Annotated in this window: 15 protein-coding genes; 10 read left to right on the top strand and 5 right to left on the bottom strand. The window is 60.5% G+C overall.

Annotation, left to right across the window (positions count from 1 at the left end; translation table 11 throughout):
- Nucleotides 1-138: 138 nt before the first annotated feature.
- From AYR47_RS07580 to AYR47_RS07540, 9 genes are all read left to right on the top strand, one after another.
- The gene (locus tag AYR47_RS07580; protein WP_016978810.1) at nucleotides 139-1,446 is read left to right on the top strand and encodes a CitMHS family transporter; all 1,308 of its coding nucleotides are present in this window, start codon (nucleotides 139-141) and stop codon (nucleotides 1,444-1,446) included.
- Between the two features lie 65 nt (nucleotides 1,447-1,511).
- The gene (locus AYR47_RS07575) at nucleotides 1,512-2,279 is read left to right on the top strand and encodes a TerC family protein (RefSeq protein ID WP_033901535.1); all 768 of its coding nucleotides are present in this window, start codon (nucleotides 1,512-1,514) and stop codon (nucleotides 2,277-2,279) included.
- Between the two features lie 211 nt (nucleotides 2,280-2,490).
- Nucleotides 2,491-4,149: a Na/Pi cotransporter family protein gene (locus tag AYR47_RS07570; RefSeq protein WP_033901536.1), complete on the top strand. Its 1,659-nt coding sequence runs from the start codon at nucleotides 2,491-2,493 to the stop codon at nucleotides 4,147-4,149.
- Between the two features lie 57 nt (nucleotides 4,150-4,206).
- Complete coding sequence (locus AYR47_RS07565; protein ID WP_061434764.1) at nucleotides 4,207-5,589, top strand: M16 family metallopeptidase; 1,383 nt, start codon at nucleotides 4,207-4,209, stop codon at nucleotides 5,587-5,589.
- Nucleotides 5,590-5,660: 71 nt separating this feature from the next.
- A complete protein-coding gene (locus AYR47_RS07560) occupies nucleotides 5,661-6,692 on the top strand; it encodes a DUF5924 family protein (protein ID WP_033901538.1) in 1,032 nt (343 codons plus the stop codon).
- Between the two features lie 54 nt (nucleotides 6,693-6,746).
- Nucleotides 6,747-7,895 (top strand): ABC transporter permease, encoded by a 1,149-nt coding sequence (locus AYR47_RS07555; protein WP_061434763.1) that lies wholly within the window; start codon nucleotides 6,747-6,749, stop codon nucleotides 7,893-7,895.
- On the top strand, nucleotides 7,892-8,695 hold the full coding sequence (locus AYR47_RS07550) for an ABC transporter ATP-binding protein (protein ID WP_061434761.1): 804 nt from the start codon (nucleotides 7,892-7,894) through the stop codon (nucleotides 8,693-8,695). The genes AYR47_RS07555 and AYR47_RS07550 overlap by 4 nt, the downstream gene beginning before the upstream one ends.
- A 1-nt stretch (nucleotide 8,696) precedes the next feature.
- The gene (locus AYR47_RS07545; protein WP_033901541.1) at nucleotides 8,697-9,635 is read left to right on the top strand and encodes an MlaD family protein; all 939 of its coding nucleotides are present in this window, start codon (nucleotides 8,697-8,699) and stop codon (nucleotides 9,633-9,635) included.
- A complete protein-coding gene (locus AYR47_RS07540) occupies nucleotides 9,632-10,243 on the top strand; it encodes an ABC-type transport auxiliary lipoprotein family protein (RefSeq protein WP_061434759.1) in 612 nt (203 codons plus the stop codon). The genes AYR47_RS07545 and AYR47_RS07540 overlap by 4 nt, the downstream gene beginning before the upstream one ends.
- Nucleotides 10,244-10,336: 93 nt before the next feature.
- On the opposite strand, the gene AYR47_RS07535 is transcribed toward AYR47_RS07540, so the two are convergent.
- The 5 genes from AYR47_RS07535 to AYR47_RS07520 form a co-directional block, all read right to left on the bottom strand.
- Nucleotides 10,337-11,566 carry a nucleoside recognition domain-containing protein gene (locus AYR47_RS07535; RefSeq protein ID WP_016978801.1) on the bottom strand — a complete coding sequence of 410 codons (1,230 nt, stop codon included), beginning with the start codon at nucleotides 11,564-11,566 and terminating at the stop codon, nucleotides 10,337-10,339.
- Nucleotides 11,567-11,664: 98 nt separating this feature from the next.
- Complete coding sequence (gene gltP / locus AYR47_RS07530; protein WP_016978800.1) at nucleotides 11,665-12,996, bottom strand: glutamate/aspartate:proton symporter GltP; 1,332 nt, start codon at nucleotides 12,994-12,996, stop codon at nucleotides 11,665-11,667.
- A gap of 720 nt (nucleotides 12,997-13,716) precedes the next feature.
- Nucleotides 13,717-14,184 (bottom strand): inhibitor of vertebrate lysozyme family protein, encoded by a 468-nt coding sequence (locus AYR47_RS07525; RefSeq protein ID WP_061434758.1) that lies wholly within the window; start codon nucleotides 14,182-14,184, stop codon nucleotides 13,717-13,719.
- A gap of 2 nt (nucleotides 14,185-14,186) precedes the next feature.
- Nucleotides 14,187-14,351 carry a DUF1328 domain-containing protein gene (locus tag AYR47_RS31890; protein WP_003170804.1) on the bottom strand — a complete coding sequence of 55 codons (165 nt, stop codon included), beginning with the start codon at nucleotides 14,349-14,351 and terminating at the stop codon, nucleotides 14,187-14,189.
- A gap of 77 nt (nucleotides 14,352-14,428) precedes the next feature.
- Entirely contained in the window at nucleotides 14,429-14,713 is a 285-nt protein-coding gene (locus AYR47_RS07520; RefSeq protein WP_061449408.1) for a hypothetical protein, read from the bottom strand.
- A gap of 379 nt (nucleotides 14,714-15,092) precedes the next feature.
- On the opposite strand from AYR47_RS07520, the gene algB reads away from it, so the two are divergent.
- Nucleotides 15,093-16,439 carry a sigma-54-dependent response regulator transcription factor AlgB gene (gene algB / locus AYR47_RS07515; protein ID WP_016978797.1) on the top strand — a complete coding sequence of 449 codons (1,347 nt, stop codon included), beginning with the start codon at nucleotides 15,093-15,095 and terminating at the stop codon, nucleotides 16,437-16,439.
- Nucleotide 16,440: the final 1 nt, after the last annotated feature.

Here is a 16,440-nt window from a genome sequence, read left to right as displayed (position 1 = left end):
ACAACAATGGTGATTCCCGATGTCCGCTCGTACCCGCCTGTTCGCCCCCACTCCACCCGTACGCCTCGTGCCTTTCGTTCTGCGCTGACCCCCACCCGGTTCGCCATTCCCTAGCCGCGCTACGCCTGGAGTATTCCTATGCTGACTTTCCTTGGCTTTGCCATGGTCATCACGTTCATGTTCCTGATCATGACCAAGCGCCTGTCCGCGCTGATCGCCCTGATCATCGTGCCGATCCTGTTCGCGCTGTTCGGCGGTTTCGCGCCGGAGATCGGCCCGATGATGCTCGCGGGCATCACCAAGCTCGCGCCGACCGGCGTGATGCTGATGTTCGCCATTCTCTACTTTGCCCTGATGATCGACTCCGGCCTGTTCGACCCGGCCGTGCGCAAGATCCTCAAGATGGTCAAGGGCGACCCGCTGAAAGTCTCGGTCGGCACCGCGGTGCTGGCCCTGGTCGTGTCCCTCGACGGTGACGGCGCCACCACCTACATGATCTGCGTGGCCGCCATGCTGCCGCTGTACCAGCGCATCGGCATGAGCCCGCGGATCATGGCCGGCCTGATCATCCTCGCCGGCGGCGTGATGAACATGACGCCTTGGGGCGGCCCGACCGCCCGTGCCGCGAGTGCGCTGCATGTGGACCCATCGGACATTTTCGTACCGATGATCCCGGCCATGGCCGCCGGCGTCGTCGCCATCCTGGTGATCGCCTACATGTACGGCCTGCGCGAACGTGCACGCCTGGGTGAATTGCACCTGCAAGGCGACGAGATCGACCACAGCGAAATCAGCGTGTCGCAATTCCCGGACGCCCGACGTCCGAAGCTGATCTGGTTCAACGGCGCCCTGACCTTTGCCCTGATGTGCACACTGATTGCGGGCCTGTTGCCACTGCCGGTGCTGTTCATGGTGGCGTTCAGTATCGCGATGATCGTCAACTACCCATGCCTGCAGATGCAAAAAGACCGCGTCGCCGCCCACTCCGGCAGCGTACTGGCGGTGGTAGGGCTGATCTTCGCGGCCGGTATCTTCACCGGCATCCTGTCGGGCACCGGCATGGTCGATGCCATGTCCAAGAGCCTGCTAGCCGTCATCCCTGAGGCGCTGGGCCCGTACCTGGCGGTGATCACCGCGCTGGTGAGCATGCCGTTTACATTCTTCATGTCCAACGATGCGTTCTACTATGGCGTACTGCCCGTACTCGCCGAAGCCGCCAGCCACTACGGCATCACGGCTGCAGAAATGGGCCGTGCGTCGATCGTCGGTCAACCGGTGCACTTGTTGAGTCCGCTGGTACCCTCGACCTACCTGCTGGTCGCTTTGGCCGGTATCGAGTTTGGCGATCACCAGCGCTTTACCCTCAAGTGGGCAGTACTGGTGTGCCTGTGCATAATGGTCGCCGCTTTGCTGATGGGGATTATTCCGCTGTTCAGCACTCTATAATCGTACCAACTCAACCGCGCGGCGCTGCAGCTTGCGCGGTTTAACACTTGCTCAAAGGAATACACATGGAATGGCTGACCAATCCGGAGATCTGGATTGCCTTCTTCACCCTGACGGCCCTCGAGATCGTCCTGGGCATCGATAACATCATCATGATTTCGATCCTGGTCAGCCGCATGCCCAAGCATATGCAGGCGCGCACCCGGATCTTCGGCCTGGCGCTGGCCATGGTCACGCGCATCCTGTTGCTGCTGTCGATCACCTGGGTAATGCAACTGACCGCCGACCTGTTCGTGGTCTTCGGCCAGGGCATTTCCGGTCGCGACCTGATCCTGTTCTTCGGTGGCCTGTTCCTGCTGTGGAAAAGCTCCCAGGAGATGTACCACGCGCTGGAAGGTGAAGACGAAACCCACGAAGAGCCAGGCGGCAAGGGTGGCAAGTTCATCTACACCATCGTGCAGATCGCCATCATCGACATCGTGTTCTCCCTGGACTCGGTGATCACTGCCGTCGGCATGGTGTCCCATGTCCCGGTCATGGTCGCGGCGATTGTCGTGGCGGTATTGGTGATGATGCTGGCAGCCGGCACCATCAGCGAATTCATCGACAAGCACCCGTCGCTGAAGATGCTGGCGCTGTCGTTCCTGCTGGTGGTGGGTACCGTGCTGATCGCCGAATCCTTCGATGTGCACGTGCCAAAAGGCTACGTCTACTTCGCCATGGCGTTCTCGCTGGCGGTGGAAGCGGTGAACATCAAGATGCGCACCGCCATCGCGAAAAAGAAAAAACAGCAGGACCCGGTGAAACTGCGCAAAGACATTCCGGGTCAATAAACCCGAGCCAGACAAAAAGGGGCTTTTATAAGCCCCTTTTTTGCATGCGCAAAAAGCTGATTTCATGACAGTTTTGTTTCAATCCTCACTTTAGCTATGCGATGCTGGCGCAGAGCCCATTCGCCAACTACAGCTTAACTACAAGACGTAGAGCGGCACGCGGCAACTTTCCTTCGCTCATTTTCGAGCGCACCCACACGGGGGGCCGAGCATGCTGACCTTGCTCAATCTGCTTTCCGCCGTGACCCTGCTGATCTGGGGCACGCACATCGTCCGTACCGGCATCCTGCGGGTCTACGGTTCCAACCTGCGCCAAGTCATCGGGCAGAACATGTCCAAGCGCTGGCTGGCGTTTATCGCCGGTATCCTGGTAACGGCCATGGTGCAGAGCAGCAACGCCACGGCGATGCTGGTGACCTCCTTTGTCGGCCAGGGCCTGATGGGGCTGATGCCCGCCCTGGCGACCATGCTCGGCGCCGATGTCGGTACGGCATTGATGGCGCGGGTGCTGACGTTCGATTTGTCCTGGCTGTCGCCGCTGCTGATTTTTCTCGGGGTGATTTTCTTCCTGTCGCGCAAACAAACGCGGGCAGGGCAGCTGGGCCGCGTGGGAATCGGCCTCGGCTTGATCATTCTTGCGCTGCAACTGATCGTCGAAGCCGCCGGGCCGATCACCCATGCCCAAGGCGTGAAAGTGTTGTTCGCATCGTTGACCGGCGACATCTTGCTCGACGCCCTGGTCGGCGCCTTGTTCGCGATGATTTCCTACTCCAGCCTGGCCGCTGTCCTACTGACCGCGACTCTGGCCGGCGCAGGCGTGATCGGCTTGCATGTCGCAATCGGCCTGGTGATCGGCGCCAACATCGGCAGCGGCGTACTGGCCTTCCTCAGCACCAGCATGCAGAACGCGGCCGGGCGCCAGGTCGCGCTGGGCAGCCTGTTGTACAAATTGATCGGCCTGTTGCTGATCATTCCTGTGCTGGACCCGCTGGTGCTGTGGATGGATGGCCTGGACTACAGCGCTCAAGGCATGGTCATCACCTTCCACCTGCTCTACAACGTCAGCCGTTGCCTGATCCTGTTGCCCACCATCGGCCCGATGGCAAAACTATGCGCCTGGCTGCTGCCCGAGCGTGAAGAGGTCAACGGCAAAGCCAAGCCGCGCCATCTGGACCTGACGGCACTCAGCACCCCAAGCCTGGCCCTGGCCAACGCCGCCCGTGAAACCCTGCGCCTGGGCGACCTGATCGACAACATGCTCACCGCCATGCAGGAAGTGCTACGCGGCAAACAGACCGCCATCACCCAGGAAATCCGCAGCCTCAGTGATGATGTCGAATCGCTGTACAGCGCGATCAAGCTCTACCTGGCGCAAATGCCCCGCGAAGACCTCAGTGAACAGGACAGCCGCCGCTGGGCCGAAATCATCGAGCTGTCGATCAACCTGAAACTGGCCGGCGACCTGATCGAACGCATGCTGCGCAAAGTTCAGCAGCAGAAAACTTCCCAGCGTCGCCAATTCTCCGAAGTGGGCCTGGAAGAACTCACCGGCCTGCACAGCCAGTTGATCGCCAACCTGCGCCTGGGCCTGTCAGTGTTCCTTAGCGCCGACCCGGAAAGCGCCCGCCAATTGCTGCGCGAAAAACGCCGCTTCCGCGCCCAGGAACGGCGCCTGGCCCACGCCCACGTGAGTCGCCTGCAGCGAAAAATTGTACAGAGCCTGGAGACCAGCTCCCTACACTTGGAGCTGATTGCGGACATGAAACGCCTCAACTCGTTGTTTTGCAGCAGTGCTTATGTAGTGTTGGAAACGTCCGACACCGGCGCGCTCTCCGCCGAAGATATTGCCGACATCACACATTCGCCCTGAACGTACTATGGCCCGTGAAGTCAGTTAAAACTGACCTCACTCGCCAGGAAGCTTGTTATGCGTCGCCTGTTGTTCGCCTGCCTGCTCATGGGTGCTGCCCATACCTTCGCCTTTGACCGCCTGCAAGTCGAGGGCTACACCTTGCCCAATGGCCTGCAATTGCTGCTCAAACCGGGCACCGAACGCGGGCATGTGGCGATCCGCCTGGTGGTGGGCGTGGGCCTGGACGACTTCAGTTGCGAGGACAAAGAGCTGCCGCACCTGCTGGAACACTTGCTGTTCAGTGGCATTGACGGCGGTGGAGAAGGTGAACTGGAAGACCGCATGCAGGCGCTGGGCGGCGAGTGGAACGCCTATACCAGCAACGCCGACACCACCTTCGTGATCGAAGCGCCCGCGCAAAACCAGCGCAAGGTGCTGGACCTGCTGCTGGCGATCATCACCCGCACCGAACTGACCGACGCCAATATCGACGCGGCCAAGCGAGTGGTGGAGCGCGAAGACGGCGGCCATTACTCACACCTGCAACGCCTGCTGGACCGCCAGGACCTGGGCCACACCGCCAGTAATCAACTGGCCGTCGAACTGGGCCTCAAATGCGCCGAACGCGCCGAGGTCGACCATCTGACCCGCGACCAGTTGGAGAGCCTGCGCAAAAACTGGTACGCGCCCAACAACATGACTTTGATCATCGTCGGTGACCTCGACAAACTGCTGCCGGCCTATCTGGAACGCACCTATGGCCAGCTCGACCCGGTCGAACCCACGGAACACCCGGCACTCCCGGAAATCCAGCATGCCGCCGCCGCCCACCGCGAACTGATCCACGGCTGGGTCGGCGATAGCGCCAAACTGCACTGGTTGTTCCCTGAACCTGTGCTGGACGACGGCCATGACGAAACCTACGACCTGCTCAAGGACTACCTCGACTGGGCGCTGTACCGTCAACTGCGCCTCAAGCACGGTTTGTCCTACGGCCCTTGGAGCGAACGCGAAGTGCTTGGCGGCGTCGGGTTCCTCAGCCTGAATGCCGACCTTGAGCGGGAAAACCTCCCCAACGCCGAACAGGTCCTCCAGGACCTCAGGGCGCAGTTGCTCAAAGACGGTCTCGACCCGGCGGTGTTCGCCCGCCTGCAACAGGCCGCCGTCGCCCGCCAGGCCTGGGCCGTGCAGGGCAACAGCGCATTGGCCGACTATTACTGGAGCGCTTCCGGTGACTACAACAACGGGCATTTCAGCGACCCGGTCAAACGCATCAAGGCCGTGAGCCTGGACCAGACCAACCAGGCCATGCGCCAAGTGTTCAATCAACCCGGTTACTGGCGCATCGAGAAACCGCTGCTCAGTTACGACCTGCTCAGTTGGATCGGCGCCGGTCTACTCGGTCTGATTGCCATTGTGTTGATCGGCGTGCGGCGTTATCGCAAACGGATCGCGTAATGACGCAACGGATGACGGGCTAAGACGTTATTCTGTTTGGGATTTTTTCCTACAAGACTGCGAACCGCCGAATGCAAAACCTGACCCGCTTGATCACCCGCGTCCTCGAACTGATGAAGCGTTACCCAGGGGTGATTGCACTCGGCGGCTTCATCTCGGGTGTGTGCAGTTTCATCCTGGTTGACCGCCAGCAGGGCATGGCCAGTTGGATCGCGGTGATCATGCTGGTGAGCTGGCTGTGGCTGATGCTGGAAAACAGCTTCACCCAACTGTTCACCAAGGTTTTCAAGCGGGAGATTCCCGAACCGTTGCTGCGCTATGCGACCCAGATGATCCACCAGGAAAGCCTGTTCTTCGTGTTGCCGTTCTTTTTCATCACCACGGCATGGAACAGCGGCCAGTCGGTGTTCACCGGCCTGCTCGGCGCGGCGGCGCTGGTGTCGATCGTCGACCCGCTGTACTACAAATGGCTGGCGCCCAAACGTTCACTGTTCCTTGCGCTGCACACCTTCACACTGTTCGCCGCGCTGCTCACCGCGCTGCCGATCATCCTGCACCTGACCACGGCCGAGAGTTACAAGCTGGCCCTCGGCGTGGCCATGGCGTTGTCGATTCCGAGCTTGGCCGTGAGTATGCCGCTGCGCAGTGTCAAAGGCTGGGCGATGTTACTCGGGGTCACGGCCGCCATTGGGTGCGCCGGGTGGTTCCTGCGCAGTTGGGTGCCGCCGGCCACTTTGTGGATGACCGAAGTCGCGATCAGCACACAACTGCAAGACCGCACGCCGGGCGACGACCTCAAGGAAGTCACCGCCGCCCAACTGCGCAGCGGCGGGCTGTACGCCTACACCGCGATCAACGCGCCGCGCGGGTTGGATGAGCGCATTTACCATGTGTGGCAATTCAACGGCAAAGAAGTCGACCGTATCGCCCTGGACATTCATGGCGGACGCAAAGAGGGCTACCGCGCCTGGACCCACAAGCAGAACTTCCCTGGTGATGCCGTAGGCCGCTGGCAGGTACGCGTACTGACCGAAGACGGGCAGGTGATCGGCGTGCTGCGCTTCAAAGTGACCGACTCAGCACAAACGGACAACCCAAAGTAGGCAGGTTCGTGCTATTACGTAGGAATTGTGGATAGCCAAACAAGCTCGGAGCTTATGACCCCCCCTACGACGGCCGGTGCAGCCCACCTCGACACGTCCACCACCCCGCCACAGCTGAGGATTACGGGGGACTGGACGCTGGCCCACTATGCCAACCTGAAGAAGCTGTCGGACAAGCTCGACGGCCAATACGACGCTGGCGCACGCATCGACCTCAACGGCCTCGGTGCCCTGGATACCGCCGGCGCCTCGCTGCTGGTGGAGTTGCTGGGGCCGAGCCGCATTGAGCAATCCGCCGAACAGACCGATTGCAGCCTGTCGGCCGCCGACCGCGCCCTGCTCAAGACCGTCTACCGCGCCCTGAATGATTTTTGCGTGCCGGAAAAAGCCCCGGAAGAAGCGGCGGGCATTCAGGTGCTGGCGCGCATCGGCCGGGCAGTGGATACCGTCTGGCAGGACACCCAGAAACTGCTGGGCTTTATCGGCCTGATTCTCGAAACCTTTGCACGTGGCATTTTCCGCCCCAAACGCTGGCGCGTGACGCCGATGGTTGCGCACCTTGAACAGGTCGGTCTGGATGCCGCGCCAATCGTGGCTTTGCTGACCTTCCTGGTCGGTGCAGTGGTGGCCTTTCTGGGGGCCACGGTGCTCAAAAGCTTCGGCGCGACGATCTTCACGGTGGACCTGGTGGCGTTCTCTTTCCTGCGGGAATTCGGCGTCTTGCTGACCGCCATCCTGATCGCCGGCCGCACCGCCAGCGCCTTTACCGCGCAGATAGGCTCGATGAAGGCCAACGAAGAAATCGACGCGATCCGCACCCTGGGCCTGGACCCGATGGAATTGCTGGTGCTGCCTCGCGTGCTGGCATTGCTGGTGGCGCTGCCGATGCTGACCTTCCTGGCGATGCTCTCGGGCATCGTCGGCGGCGGCGTGGTCTGCGCCGTGGCGCTGGATATTTCACCGGCAATGTTCCTCTCGCTGCTGCAATCGGACATTGGCGTGCAGCATTTTCTGGTGGGCATGGTGAAGGCGCCGGTTTTTGCGTTCCTGATCGCCGCCATTGGCTGCCTGGAGGGTTTCAAGGTCAGCGGCAGTGCCGAGTCGGTCGGCGCCCACACCACCTCCAGCGTGGTGCAATCGATCTTTGTGGTGATCGTGCTGGATGCGGTCGCCGCGTTGTTCTTCATGGAGATGGGCTGGTGAGTCGTCAACACCGAGCGCCCGCCGAGGCGGTGATTGAAGTGCGCGGCCTGTGCAATCGCTTTGGCAGCCAGAGCGTGCACGAGAACCTCGACCTGGACTTGTACAAAGGCGAGATCCTCGCAGTGGTCGGCGGCTCCGGCAGCGGCAAGTCGGTGCTGCTGCGCAGCATCGTCGGCCTGCGCCGGCCCAGCGAAGGTGAGGTGCGGGTGTTCGGCAAAAACCTGCCGAGCCTGCCGGAACATGAGCGCTCCCTGGTGGAACGGCGCTTCGGCGTGCTGTTCCAGAAGGGCGCGCTGTTTTCTTCGCTGACCGTGACCGAGAACGTTGCACTGCCGTTGATTGAACACGCCGGCCTCAGCCGCCGCGACGCCGAGCATCTGGCCGCCGTGAAACTGGCCCTGGCCGGGCTGCCGCTGTCTGCGGCCGACAAGTACCCGGCGTCACTGTCCGGCGGCATGATCAAGCGCGCCGCCCTGGCCCGCGCGTTGGCGTTGGACCCGGACATTCTGTTCCTCGACGAACCCACCGCTGGCCTCGACCCGATTGGCGCGGCGCAATTCGACCAACTGATCCTGACTCTGCGCGATGCGCTGGACTTGAGTGTGTTCCTGGTCACCCACGACCTGGACACGCTGTACACCATCACCGACCGCGTGGCGGTGCTGGCTCAGAAGAAAGTGCTGGTGGCCGATGCCATTGATATCGTCTCGGAAACGGACGATGCATGGATCCACGAATATTTCCACGGCCCCCGTGGCCGCGCGGCATTGGATGCCGCTCAATCGCTTAACGAGGTATGACATGGAAACCCGAGCCCATCATGTGATGATCGGTCTGTTCAGCGTGATCGTGGTGGTCGGCGCGATGCTGTTCGGCCTGTGGCTGGCCAAGTCCAGCGTCGACAGCGCCTTCCAGGACTACGAAGTGATCTTCAACGAGGCGGTCAGCGGCCTGTCCCAGGGCAGTTCAGTGCAGTACAGCGGGATCAAGGTGGGCGATGTCATCAGCCTGAGCCTGGACCCCAAGGATCCGCGCCGCGTGCTGGCACGTATCCGCCTGGCCGGGCAGACGCCGATCAAGGAAGACACCCAGGCCAAGCTGGCCCTGACCGGCATCACCGGTACCTCGATCATCCAGCTCAGTGGCGGCACCCCGCAGAGTCCCGAGCTCAAGGGCAAAGACGGTAACCTGCCACAGATCATCGCCTCACCATCGCCCATCGCGCGCCTGCTGAACAACAGCAACGACCTGATGACCAGCATCAACCTGTTGCTGCACAACGCCAACCACATGTTCTCCCGCGAGAACGTCGAACGCCTGAGCAATACGTTGGACAACCTGCAACAAACCACCGGTGCCATCGCCGACCAGCGCGGCGATATCAAGGTGGTGATGCAGCAACTGATGCAGGTGAGCAAACAGGCGAGCGCCGCCCTGGAGCAGACCACCGTGCTGATGCGCAACGCCAACGGCTTGCTCAACGAACAGGGCAAGCAGGCCTTCGGCAGTGCCGAGCAGGCCATGAAATCCCTTGAACAAAGCACCGCGACCATCAACACCTTGTTGACCAACAACAAGGACTCGGTGAACAGCGGCATGCAAGGCCTCAACGAACTGGCGCCGGCCGTGCGCGAACTGCGCGAAACCCTCGGTTCGCTACGCGCCATCTCCCGCCGCCTGGAAGCCAACCCCAGCGGTTACCTGCTGGGCAGCGACAAGAACAAGGAGTTCACGCCATGAAGCGTGCTTACCAAATGATCGCCCCGGTGGCCCTGGCACTGGTGAGCGCGTGCTCGATCCTGCCCAAGGCCGACCCGTCGGATGTGTATCGCCTGGCCTCGGCACAGACCACCAACCAGGCCGCACCGGTCAGCTGGTCACTGCGCGTGAACAAGCCACAGACCAGCGAATTTCTCGACAGCCCGCGCATTGCCGTGGTGCCCAATGGCGACCTGATCAGCAGTTATGCCAATTCGCGTTGGAGCGACCCGTCGCCGGTGCTGCTGCGCAACCGCTTCATGGATGGCTTCCAGCGCGATGGCCGGGTGACGCTGCTGAGCACCGACGATACCAATCTGCAGTCCGACTATGAGCTGGGCGGGCAACTGCAGGCATTCCAGAGTGAATACCATGGCAGTGCGGTGGAGGTAGTGATTCGCCTGGATGCGCGGTTGGTGCGGGGGCGTGATCAGCGGATTGTTGCCAGCCGGCGGTTTGAAGTGCATCAGCCGGTCAGTGACACCAAGGTACCGGCGGTAGTGGCCGGGTTTGGGCAGGCGGGGGATCAGTTGAATAAACAGGTGGTGGATTGGGTGGTACAGCAAGGCAATAGTGCTGCGAAACGCTGAGGGCCTCTTCGCGGGCAAGCCCGCTCCCACATTTTTGATTTGTAAACACAGTCAAATGTGGGAGCTGGCTTGCCTGCGATAGCAATTTAAGCCTCAGCCAAAGAACCAGTAGCACACCGCAATCGCCGCCACGACACCGGCCAACTCCGCCAGCAACGCACACCCCACGGCATGCCTGGCGCGCTGGATCCCTACCGAACCAAAGTACACCGCCAACACATAGAAGGTGGTCTCGGTACTGCCCTGAATCGTCGCCGCCACCAGCGCCGGGAAGCTGTCCACACCCTGGGTCTGCATGGTCTCGATCAGCATCGCCCGTGCGGCGCTGCCGGAGAACGGCTTGACCATCGCGGTCGGCAAGGCATCGACAAAGCGCGTGTCCATGCCCGTCCAGGCGACCACATGGCGAATGCCTTCCAGGCCGAAATCCAGGGCGCCCGAAGCGCGCAACACGCCCACGGCACACAGCATCGCCACCAGATACGGCAGCAGGTTCTTTGCCACGTCGAAGCCTTCCTTGGCACCTTCGACAAATGCCTCGTACACCTTGACCTTGCGCAACGCGCCGATCACCAGGAACAGCATGATCAAGCCGAACAGCGTGAGGTTGCCCAGGATCGACGAAAGGCCAGCCAGCGCCGTCGCGGACAACGTGGCCAACAACGCCATGAAACCGCCCAACACCAGTGCACCCGGAATCAGATAGGCCAGCACCACCGGGTCCCACAGCCGCAGGCGCTGCATAATCGCCACCGAGAGCAGGCCGACCAGGGTGGAGGCGCTAGTCGCCAGCAGGATCGGCAGGAACACCAGCGTCGGGTCCGCGGCGCCTTGCTGGGCGCGATACATGAAGATGGTCACGGGCAATAGAGTCAGCGAGGACGCGTTGAGCACCAGGAACAGGATCTGCGCGTTACTCGCGGTGTTGGGAATCGGGTTGAGTTCCTGCAGCGCCTTCATCGCTTTCAAGCCGATGGGGGTCGCCGCGTTATCCAGGCCCAGGCCGTTGGCCGCGAAGTTGAGGGTGATCAAGCCGATGGCAGGGTGCCCGGCGGGCACTTCCGGCATCAGGCGGCGGAACAGCGGGCCGAGGGCCTTGGCCAGCCAATCGACGATCCCGGCCTTCTCGGCAATGCGCAAGAAACCCAGCCACAAGGTCAGGGTGCCGAACAGCAACACCATCACTTCCACGGACAGCTTGGCCATGGCGAAAATGCTTTCGACCATCGCCGCGAAAATCCCGGCGTTACCGCCGACCAGCCATTGCGCCAGTGCCGACACCATTGCCACGACAAAGAAGCCAAGCCACAGGCCATTGAGCATCAGTTGAACCCCTCGAAGAATGGAGCGAATGATAGCGGGGCTGGCAGAAACGACAAACCCCGGAATGATCCGGGGTTTGTTTTAGAGCTGTAGTGCTATCAGCTGCGGGTCGCTTGGGCGGCCGGCGCGGCGTCCTTGCTGCGCCAGTGCGGCAGCGAGTTCCAGTAGCGCTCGCCCTTGGCGTCGTCGTACATGCCTTCCCAACGGGAGATGACCAGCACGGCCAGGGCGTTGCCGATCACGTTCAGGGCAGTACGCGCCATGTCCATGATGCGGTCGACACCGGCGATGAACGCCAGGCCTTCCAGCGGAATGCCCACGCTGCCCAGGGTGGCCAGCAACACCACGAAAGACACGCCCGGTACACCGGCGATGCCTTTGGAGGTGACCATCAGGGTCAGAACCAGCATCAGTTGCTGGCCAACCGACAGGTCGATGCCATACAGCTGGGCGATGAAGATGGCCGCGATGCTCTGGTACAGGGTCGAACCGTCGAGGTTGAACGAGTAACCGGTCGGCACCACGAAGCTGCAGATGGCTTTCGGCGCGCCGTAGGCTTCCATCTTCTCGATCACGCGCGGCAGCACGGTTTCGGAGCTGGCGGTGGAGTAGGCCAGTACCAGCTCATCCTTGAAGATGCGGATCAGCTTGAGGATCGAGAAGCCAAACAGGCGAGCGATCAGGCCCAGTACCGCAAAGGCGAAGAACAGGATGGCGACGTAAACCAGGATCACCAGCTTGGCCAGCGGCAGCAAGGAGGCAAAGCCGAAGTTGGCGACGGTCACGGCGATCAATGCGAATACGCCGATCGGGGCGTACTTCATGATCATGTGGGTGACTTTGAACATGCTCTCGGACACGCCCTGGAACATGGTCACCAGCGGCTCGCGCAGCTCAGGCTTGAGGCTCGACAAGCCCAGGCCGAACAGCACCGAGAAGAAGATGATCGGCAGCATTTCGCCACGGGCGACAGCGGCGAAGATGTTCGACGGGATCAGGTTGAGGATGGTCTCGATGAACGCGTGCTCATGCTGCACTTCGGCGGCGGTGGCGGTGTACTTGGAGATGTCGACGGTACCCAGGGTACTCATGTCGATGCCAGCGCCTGGGTGGAACAGGTTGGCCAGCAACAGGCCGACCACGATGGCGATGGTGGTGACGATTTCGAAGTAAAGGATGGTTTTGACGCCGATACGCCCAAGTTTCTTCGCGTCACCGACCCCGGCAATGCCGACGATCAGCGAGGAGATCACAATCGGGATCACGATCATCTTGATCAGGCGGATAAAGATATCGCCCGCTGGCTGCAACACATTGCTGATCCACCAGGCCTTTTCAGCACTGAAATGGTTGAGCACTGCACCGATTGCGATCCCCAGCACCAAACCGATGAGGATCTGCCAGGCGAGGCTTAGCTTTGCCTTCTTCATGTCATTACCCTTACTTCAAGTGAACTTAAGGCAAATGCGCCAGCTGCAACGCTCGAGAGCGAAAAAGTGTGTGCATCTGCCTCCATGGAAGGTCACCGCAGCGTGGCCGAAATGGCTTACTGGCAGGCGAAAAAAGGCGCAACTATTCCCATGCAAGGGAGCGACGTCTAATGCCGTAAACGCCTACCCTATGCCGAATCGGCATGGCCTTTTTCTATAATAACTGTCCGAACGGTCAGTTCAAATGTGACATTTTGTCCGACAAATATGCCGTGAACCGGCCAAACCCGGCTCGCTCAGAGAATCAGGACGTCTGTGGTGAGCTGGCAGAAATGCCTGGGAATTCCGTTGTTTAGTGTCAGAAATGTCCTATGGCCCCCACCAAAATTTATCGATAGATGGTCGACCGGACATACCAAGAAATGGTTCTGAACAAGCAGAAGGGAAATATTCGACTAAGGAAGGCATAACAAAAGAGCAATAAGCCCGCCGCAAGTTCAGCAAGCCATGAGCTTGTGAACCTGCGTCGCAGCTTTTCGCCTGACCCGGCCCTTGCGCAGGCACTCCCTGTACCCGTAGGTCACGCCGATCCCGATTGATCAGAGCAACCCGGCCCCTTGGTCATGCACCGCCCTTGGCGAGCGATGCAAACAGAAAGAAGCGAGGGGGCTTCTTTCTATGGACGCAGTCTCCGCAGACGACAGAAGCGTCGGACGGAACCTAATACCAATTCGGATCTTTCTTCAGCTGCTCCATCAGCAACTTCTGCATGCCTTCATCCGGCTTACCGATAAAACGGTAATCGGCGTGCCGCGTTGGGGATTTGTCCGCCGGCAGGCCGGCCGGGACTTCCACCAACATGGCGTAGGCATCTTCCTTGTCGAGGCTGAAGGCAACGATCAGGCGTTTGTTCAGGCACGTGTCAGCGGTTTCGCAGAGTGGCCCGACCAAATACTTGTCGCCATCTTCTTCCACGGCGTTCATCTGTTCGGCTGTACCCGACAGGTTCATTACCCATTCCGGCAAGCGTTCTTCTTTCTTCACCACGCCTTGCCAGGTTTCGCGGTATTGCGGGTCCGCGCTGAGCAATTCATTGGCCCGGGATTGGCCGTCGTTGGCGGCCATCGCCCAGCCGCTGCCGCCCAAGAGCAGGACGGCAGCAATAGCTTTAAGGGACAAAGTGGTCATGTTCAGCCTCGGCCGCGACGACCAAAGAAGAAGGAAGCGATGAACATCACCAGGAAGACCACAAACAGAATTTTTGCGATACCCGTGGCGGTGCCCGCGATACCACCGAAGCCCAGGACTGCAGCCACAATGGCGATGATCAGAAATGTGATTGCCCAACTCAACATGGTGATTCTCCTTACGCTTTTATAGGGGTAACAGCGGTAGTGCCGTGCAACCGCTCAATACGAACGGCTGTTGTTGCCTAGAACACCCAACGCTCTTGGGATGGCAGTTCACTCAGGGCGGACTCCTGGTCAACCATCCGCAACTGCGGGGCTGTTACATCGGCAGCAACACTGCCAACGGAACGGAAATGGGTCTGGGTCATGGACGGACGTTCAAACTGGGGGATGTGCTGCTGACTCTGCTGCCAATGTTGCAGCTGCTGGCCGCCAATCAGCGTGACCATCAGGGCCAGGCTGGCAAACAGGCCTTGTTGCAAGCGCAGTGGCGATACACGCAATGGGCTGAGGTTTTGGCGAGTCATGCTGCTGTTCTCCCGCATTCTGATTATTCGTTGGGAGAGATATTGCAGAGTGCATGCCAGCTTTTTTACAAAATAAAACTCAATAAAATCAATGAGTTGAATATTACCGATTGGGTTGACCCCCAGCATCCTGCACGATGCCCCTCTGAGCGCCGTGCGAAATGCACGATGGCCAGCGGTCGGATCAAGGGATAGAACACGGAATGAGTGTTGCCGAAGTGGCAAGACGGCATGAAAACGCCATCAGCCGGGGGCTTTGTAGGAAACGATGCAGATAGCTGCACGACGCTGCCTTTTATCGATCAGAATAAACCATGCAACTTGCCCGATTATTCCGGGACTAAACACCATCATTCATAGTTTAAGGAGCGCGGGACAGATGGAATCAGCCAAGGAACTTCAAGGCCGCATTCTTTTAGTGGATGACGAATCCGCGATCCTCCGCACCTTCCGTTATTGCCTGGAAGATGAGGGCTACACCGTAGCCACCGCAAACAGCGCCGCTCAGGCCGATGCCTTGATGCAGCGCCAGGTGTTCGACCTGTGCTTCCTCGACCTGCGACTGGGCGAAGACAATGGCCTGGATGTGCTGGCCCAGATGCGCATCCAAGCGCCTTGGATGCGTGTAGTGATCGTCACTGCTCATTCGGCAGTGGATACCGCTGTTGATGCGATCCAGGCCGGCGCTGCCGATTACCTGGTCAAGCCTTGCAGCCCTGATCAACTGCGCCTCGCCACCGCCAAGCAGTTGGAAGTGCGCCAACTCTCTGCGCGCCTCGAAGCCCTTGAAGGCGAAGTTCGCCAGCCCAAAGACGGCCTCGATTCCCACAGCCCGGCAATGATGGTGGTGCTGGAAACCGCGCGCCAGGTGGCCGGCACCGATGCCAACATTCTCATCCTGGGTGAATCCGGCACCGGTAAAGGCGAACTCGCCCGCGCTATTCACGGCTGGAGCAAGCGTTCGAAGAAGTCCTGCGTCACCATCAACTGCCCATCGCTGACGGCGGAACTGATGGAAAGCGAGTTGTTTGGTCATAGCCGCGGTGCGTTTACCGGCGCCAGCGAAAGTACCTTGGGCCGCGTTAACCAAGCGGACGGCGGAACGCTGTTTCTCGACGAAATCGGCGACTTTCCCCTCACATTGCAACCCAAGTTGCTGCGTTTTATCCAAGACAAGGAATATGAGCGCGTCGGCGATCCGGTCACTCGACGTGCCGACGTACGCATACTGGCCGCCACCAACCTGAACCTGGAAGACATGGTCCGCGACGGCCGCTTCCGCGAGGACTTGCTGTACCGCCTCAATGTGATCACCTTGCACCTGCCGCCGCTTCGCGAGCGTAGTGAAGACATTCTGACCCTGGCCGACCGCTTCCTGGCGCGCTTCGTCAAGGAATACGCCCGACCGGCGCGCGGCTTCAGCGATGAGGCACGCGAAGCACTGCTCAACTACCGCTGGCCGGGCAATATCCGCGAACTGCGCAACGTCGTGGAGCGCGCCAGCATCATCTGCCCGCAAGAAAAGGTGGAGATCACCCACCTGGGAATGGCCGAACAGCCTGGCAACAACGCCCCACGCATCGGCGCGGCGCTGAGCCTGGATCAGTTGGAAAAAGCCCATATCGGCGCCGTGCTCGCCACCAGCGACACCTTGGACCAGGCAGCCCGCACCTTGGGCATCGACGCGTCGACCCTGTACCGCAAACGCAAACAGTACAACCTGTGAG

This window comes from Pseudomonas azotoformans, assembly GCF_001579805.1.
In the GTDB taxonomy this organism is placed as follows: Bacteria; Pseudomonadota; Gammaproteobacteria; order Pseudomonadales; family Pseudomonadaceae; genus Aquipseudomonas; species Aquipseudomonas azotoformans_A.
This window is presented reverse-complemented; position numbering and strand designations above follow the sequence as displayed.

Coding starts and splice junctions, on each gene's coding strand:
- AYR47_RS07580 (WP_016978810.1), top strand. CDS start 139: ATGCTGACTTTCCTTGGCTTTGCCATGGTCATCACGTTCATGTTCCTG.
- AYR47_RS07575 (WP_033901535.1), top strand. CDS start 1,512: ATGGAATGGCTGACCAATCCGGAGATCTGGATTGCCTTCTTCACCCTG.
- AYR47_RS07570 (WP_033901536.1), top strand. CDS start 2,491: ATGCTGACCTTGCTCAATCTGCTTTCCGCCGTGACCCTGCTGATCTGG.
- AYR47_RS07565 (WP_061434764.1), top strand. CDS start 4,207: ATGCGTCGCCTGTTGTTCGCCTGCCTGCTCATGGGTGCTGCCCATACC.
- AYR47_RS07560 (WP_033901538.1), top strand. CDS start 5,661: ATGCAAAACCTGACCCGCTTGATCACCCGCGTCCTCGAACTGATGAAG.
- AYR47_RS07555 (WP_061434763.1), top strand. CDS start 6,747: ATGACCCCCCCTACGACGGCCGGTGCAGCCCACCTCGACACGTCCACC.
- AYR47_RS07545 (WP_033901541.1), top strand. CDS start 8,697: ATGGAAACCCGAGCCCATCATGTGATGATCGGTCTGTTCAGCGTGATC.
- AYR47_RS07540 (WP_061434759.1), top strand. CDS start 9,632: ATGAAGCGTGCTTACCAAATGATCGCCCCGGTGGCCCTGGCACTGGTG.
- AYR47_RS07535 (WP_016978801.1), bottom strand. CDS start 11,566: ATGCTCAATGGCCTGTGGCTTGGCTTCTTTGTCGTGGCAATGGTGTCG.
- gltP (WP_016978800.1), bottom strand. CDS start 12,996: ATGAAGAAGGCAAAGCTAAGCCTCGCCTGGCAGATCCTCATCGGTTTG.
- AYR47_RS07525 (WP_061434758.1), bottom strand. CDS start 14,184: ATGACCACTTTGTCCCTTAAAGCTATTGCTGCCGTCCTGCTCTTGGGC.
- AYR47_RS31890 (WP_003170804.1), bottom strand. CDS start 14,351: ATGTTGAGTTGGGCAATCACATTTCTGATCATCGCCATTGTGGCTGCA.
- AYR47_RS07520 (WP_061449408.1), bottom strand. CDS start 14,713: ATGACTCGCCAAAACCTCAGCCCATTGCGTGTATCGCCACTGCGCTTG.
- algB (WP_016978797.1), top strand. CDS start 15,093: ATGGAATCAGCCAAGGAACTTCAAGGCCGCATTCTTTTAGTGGATGAC.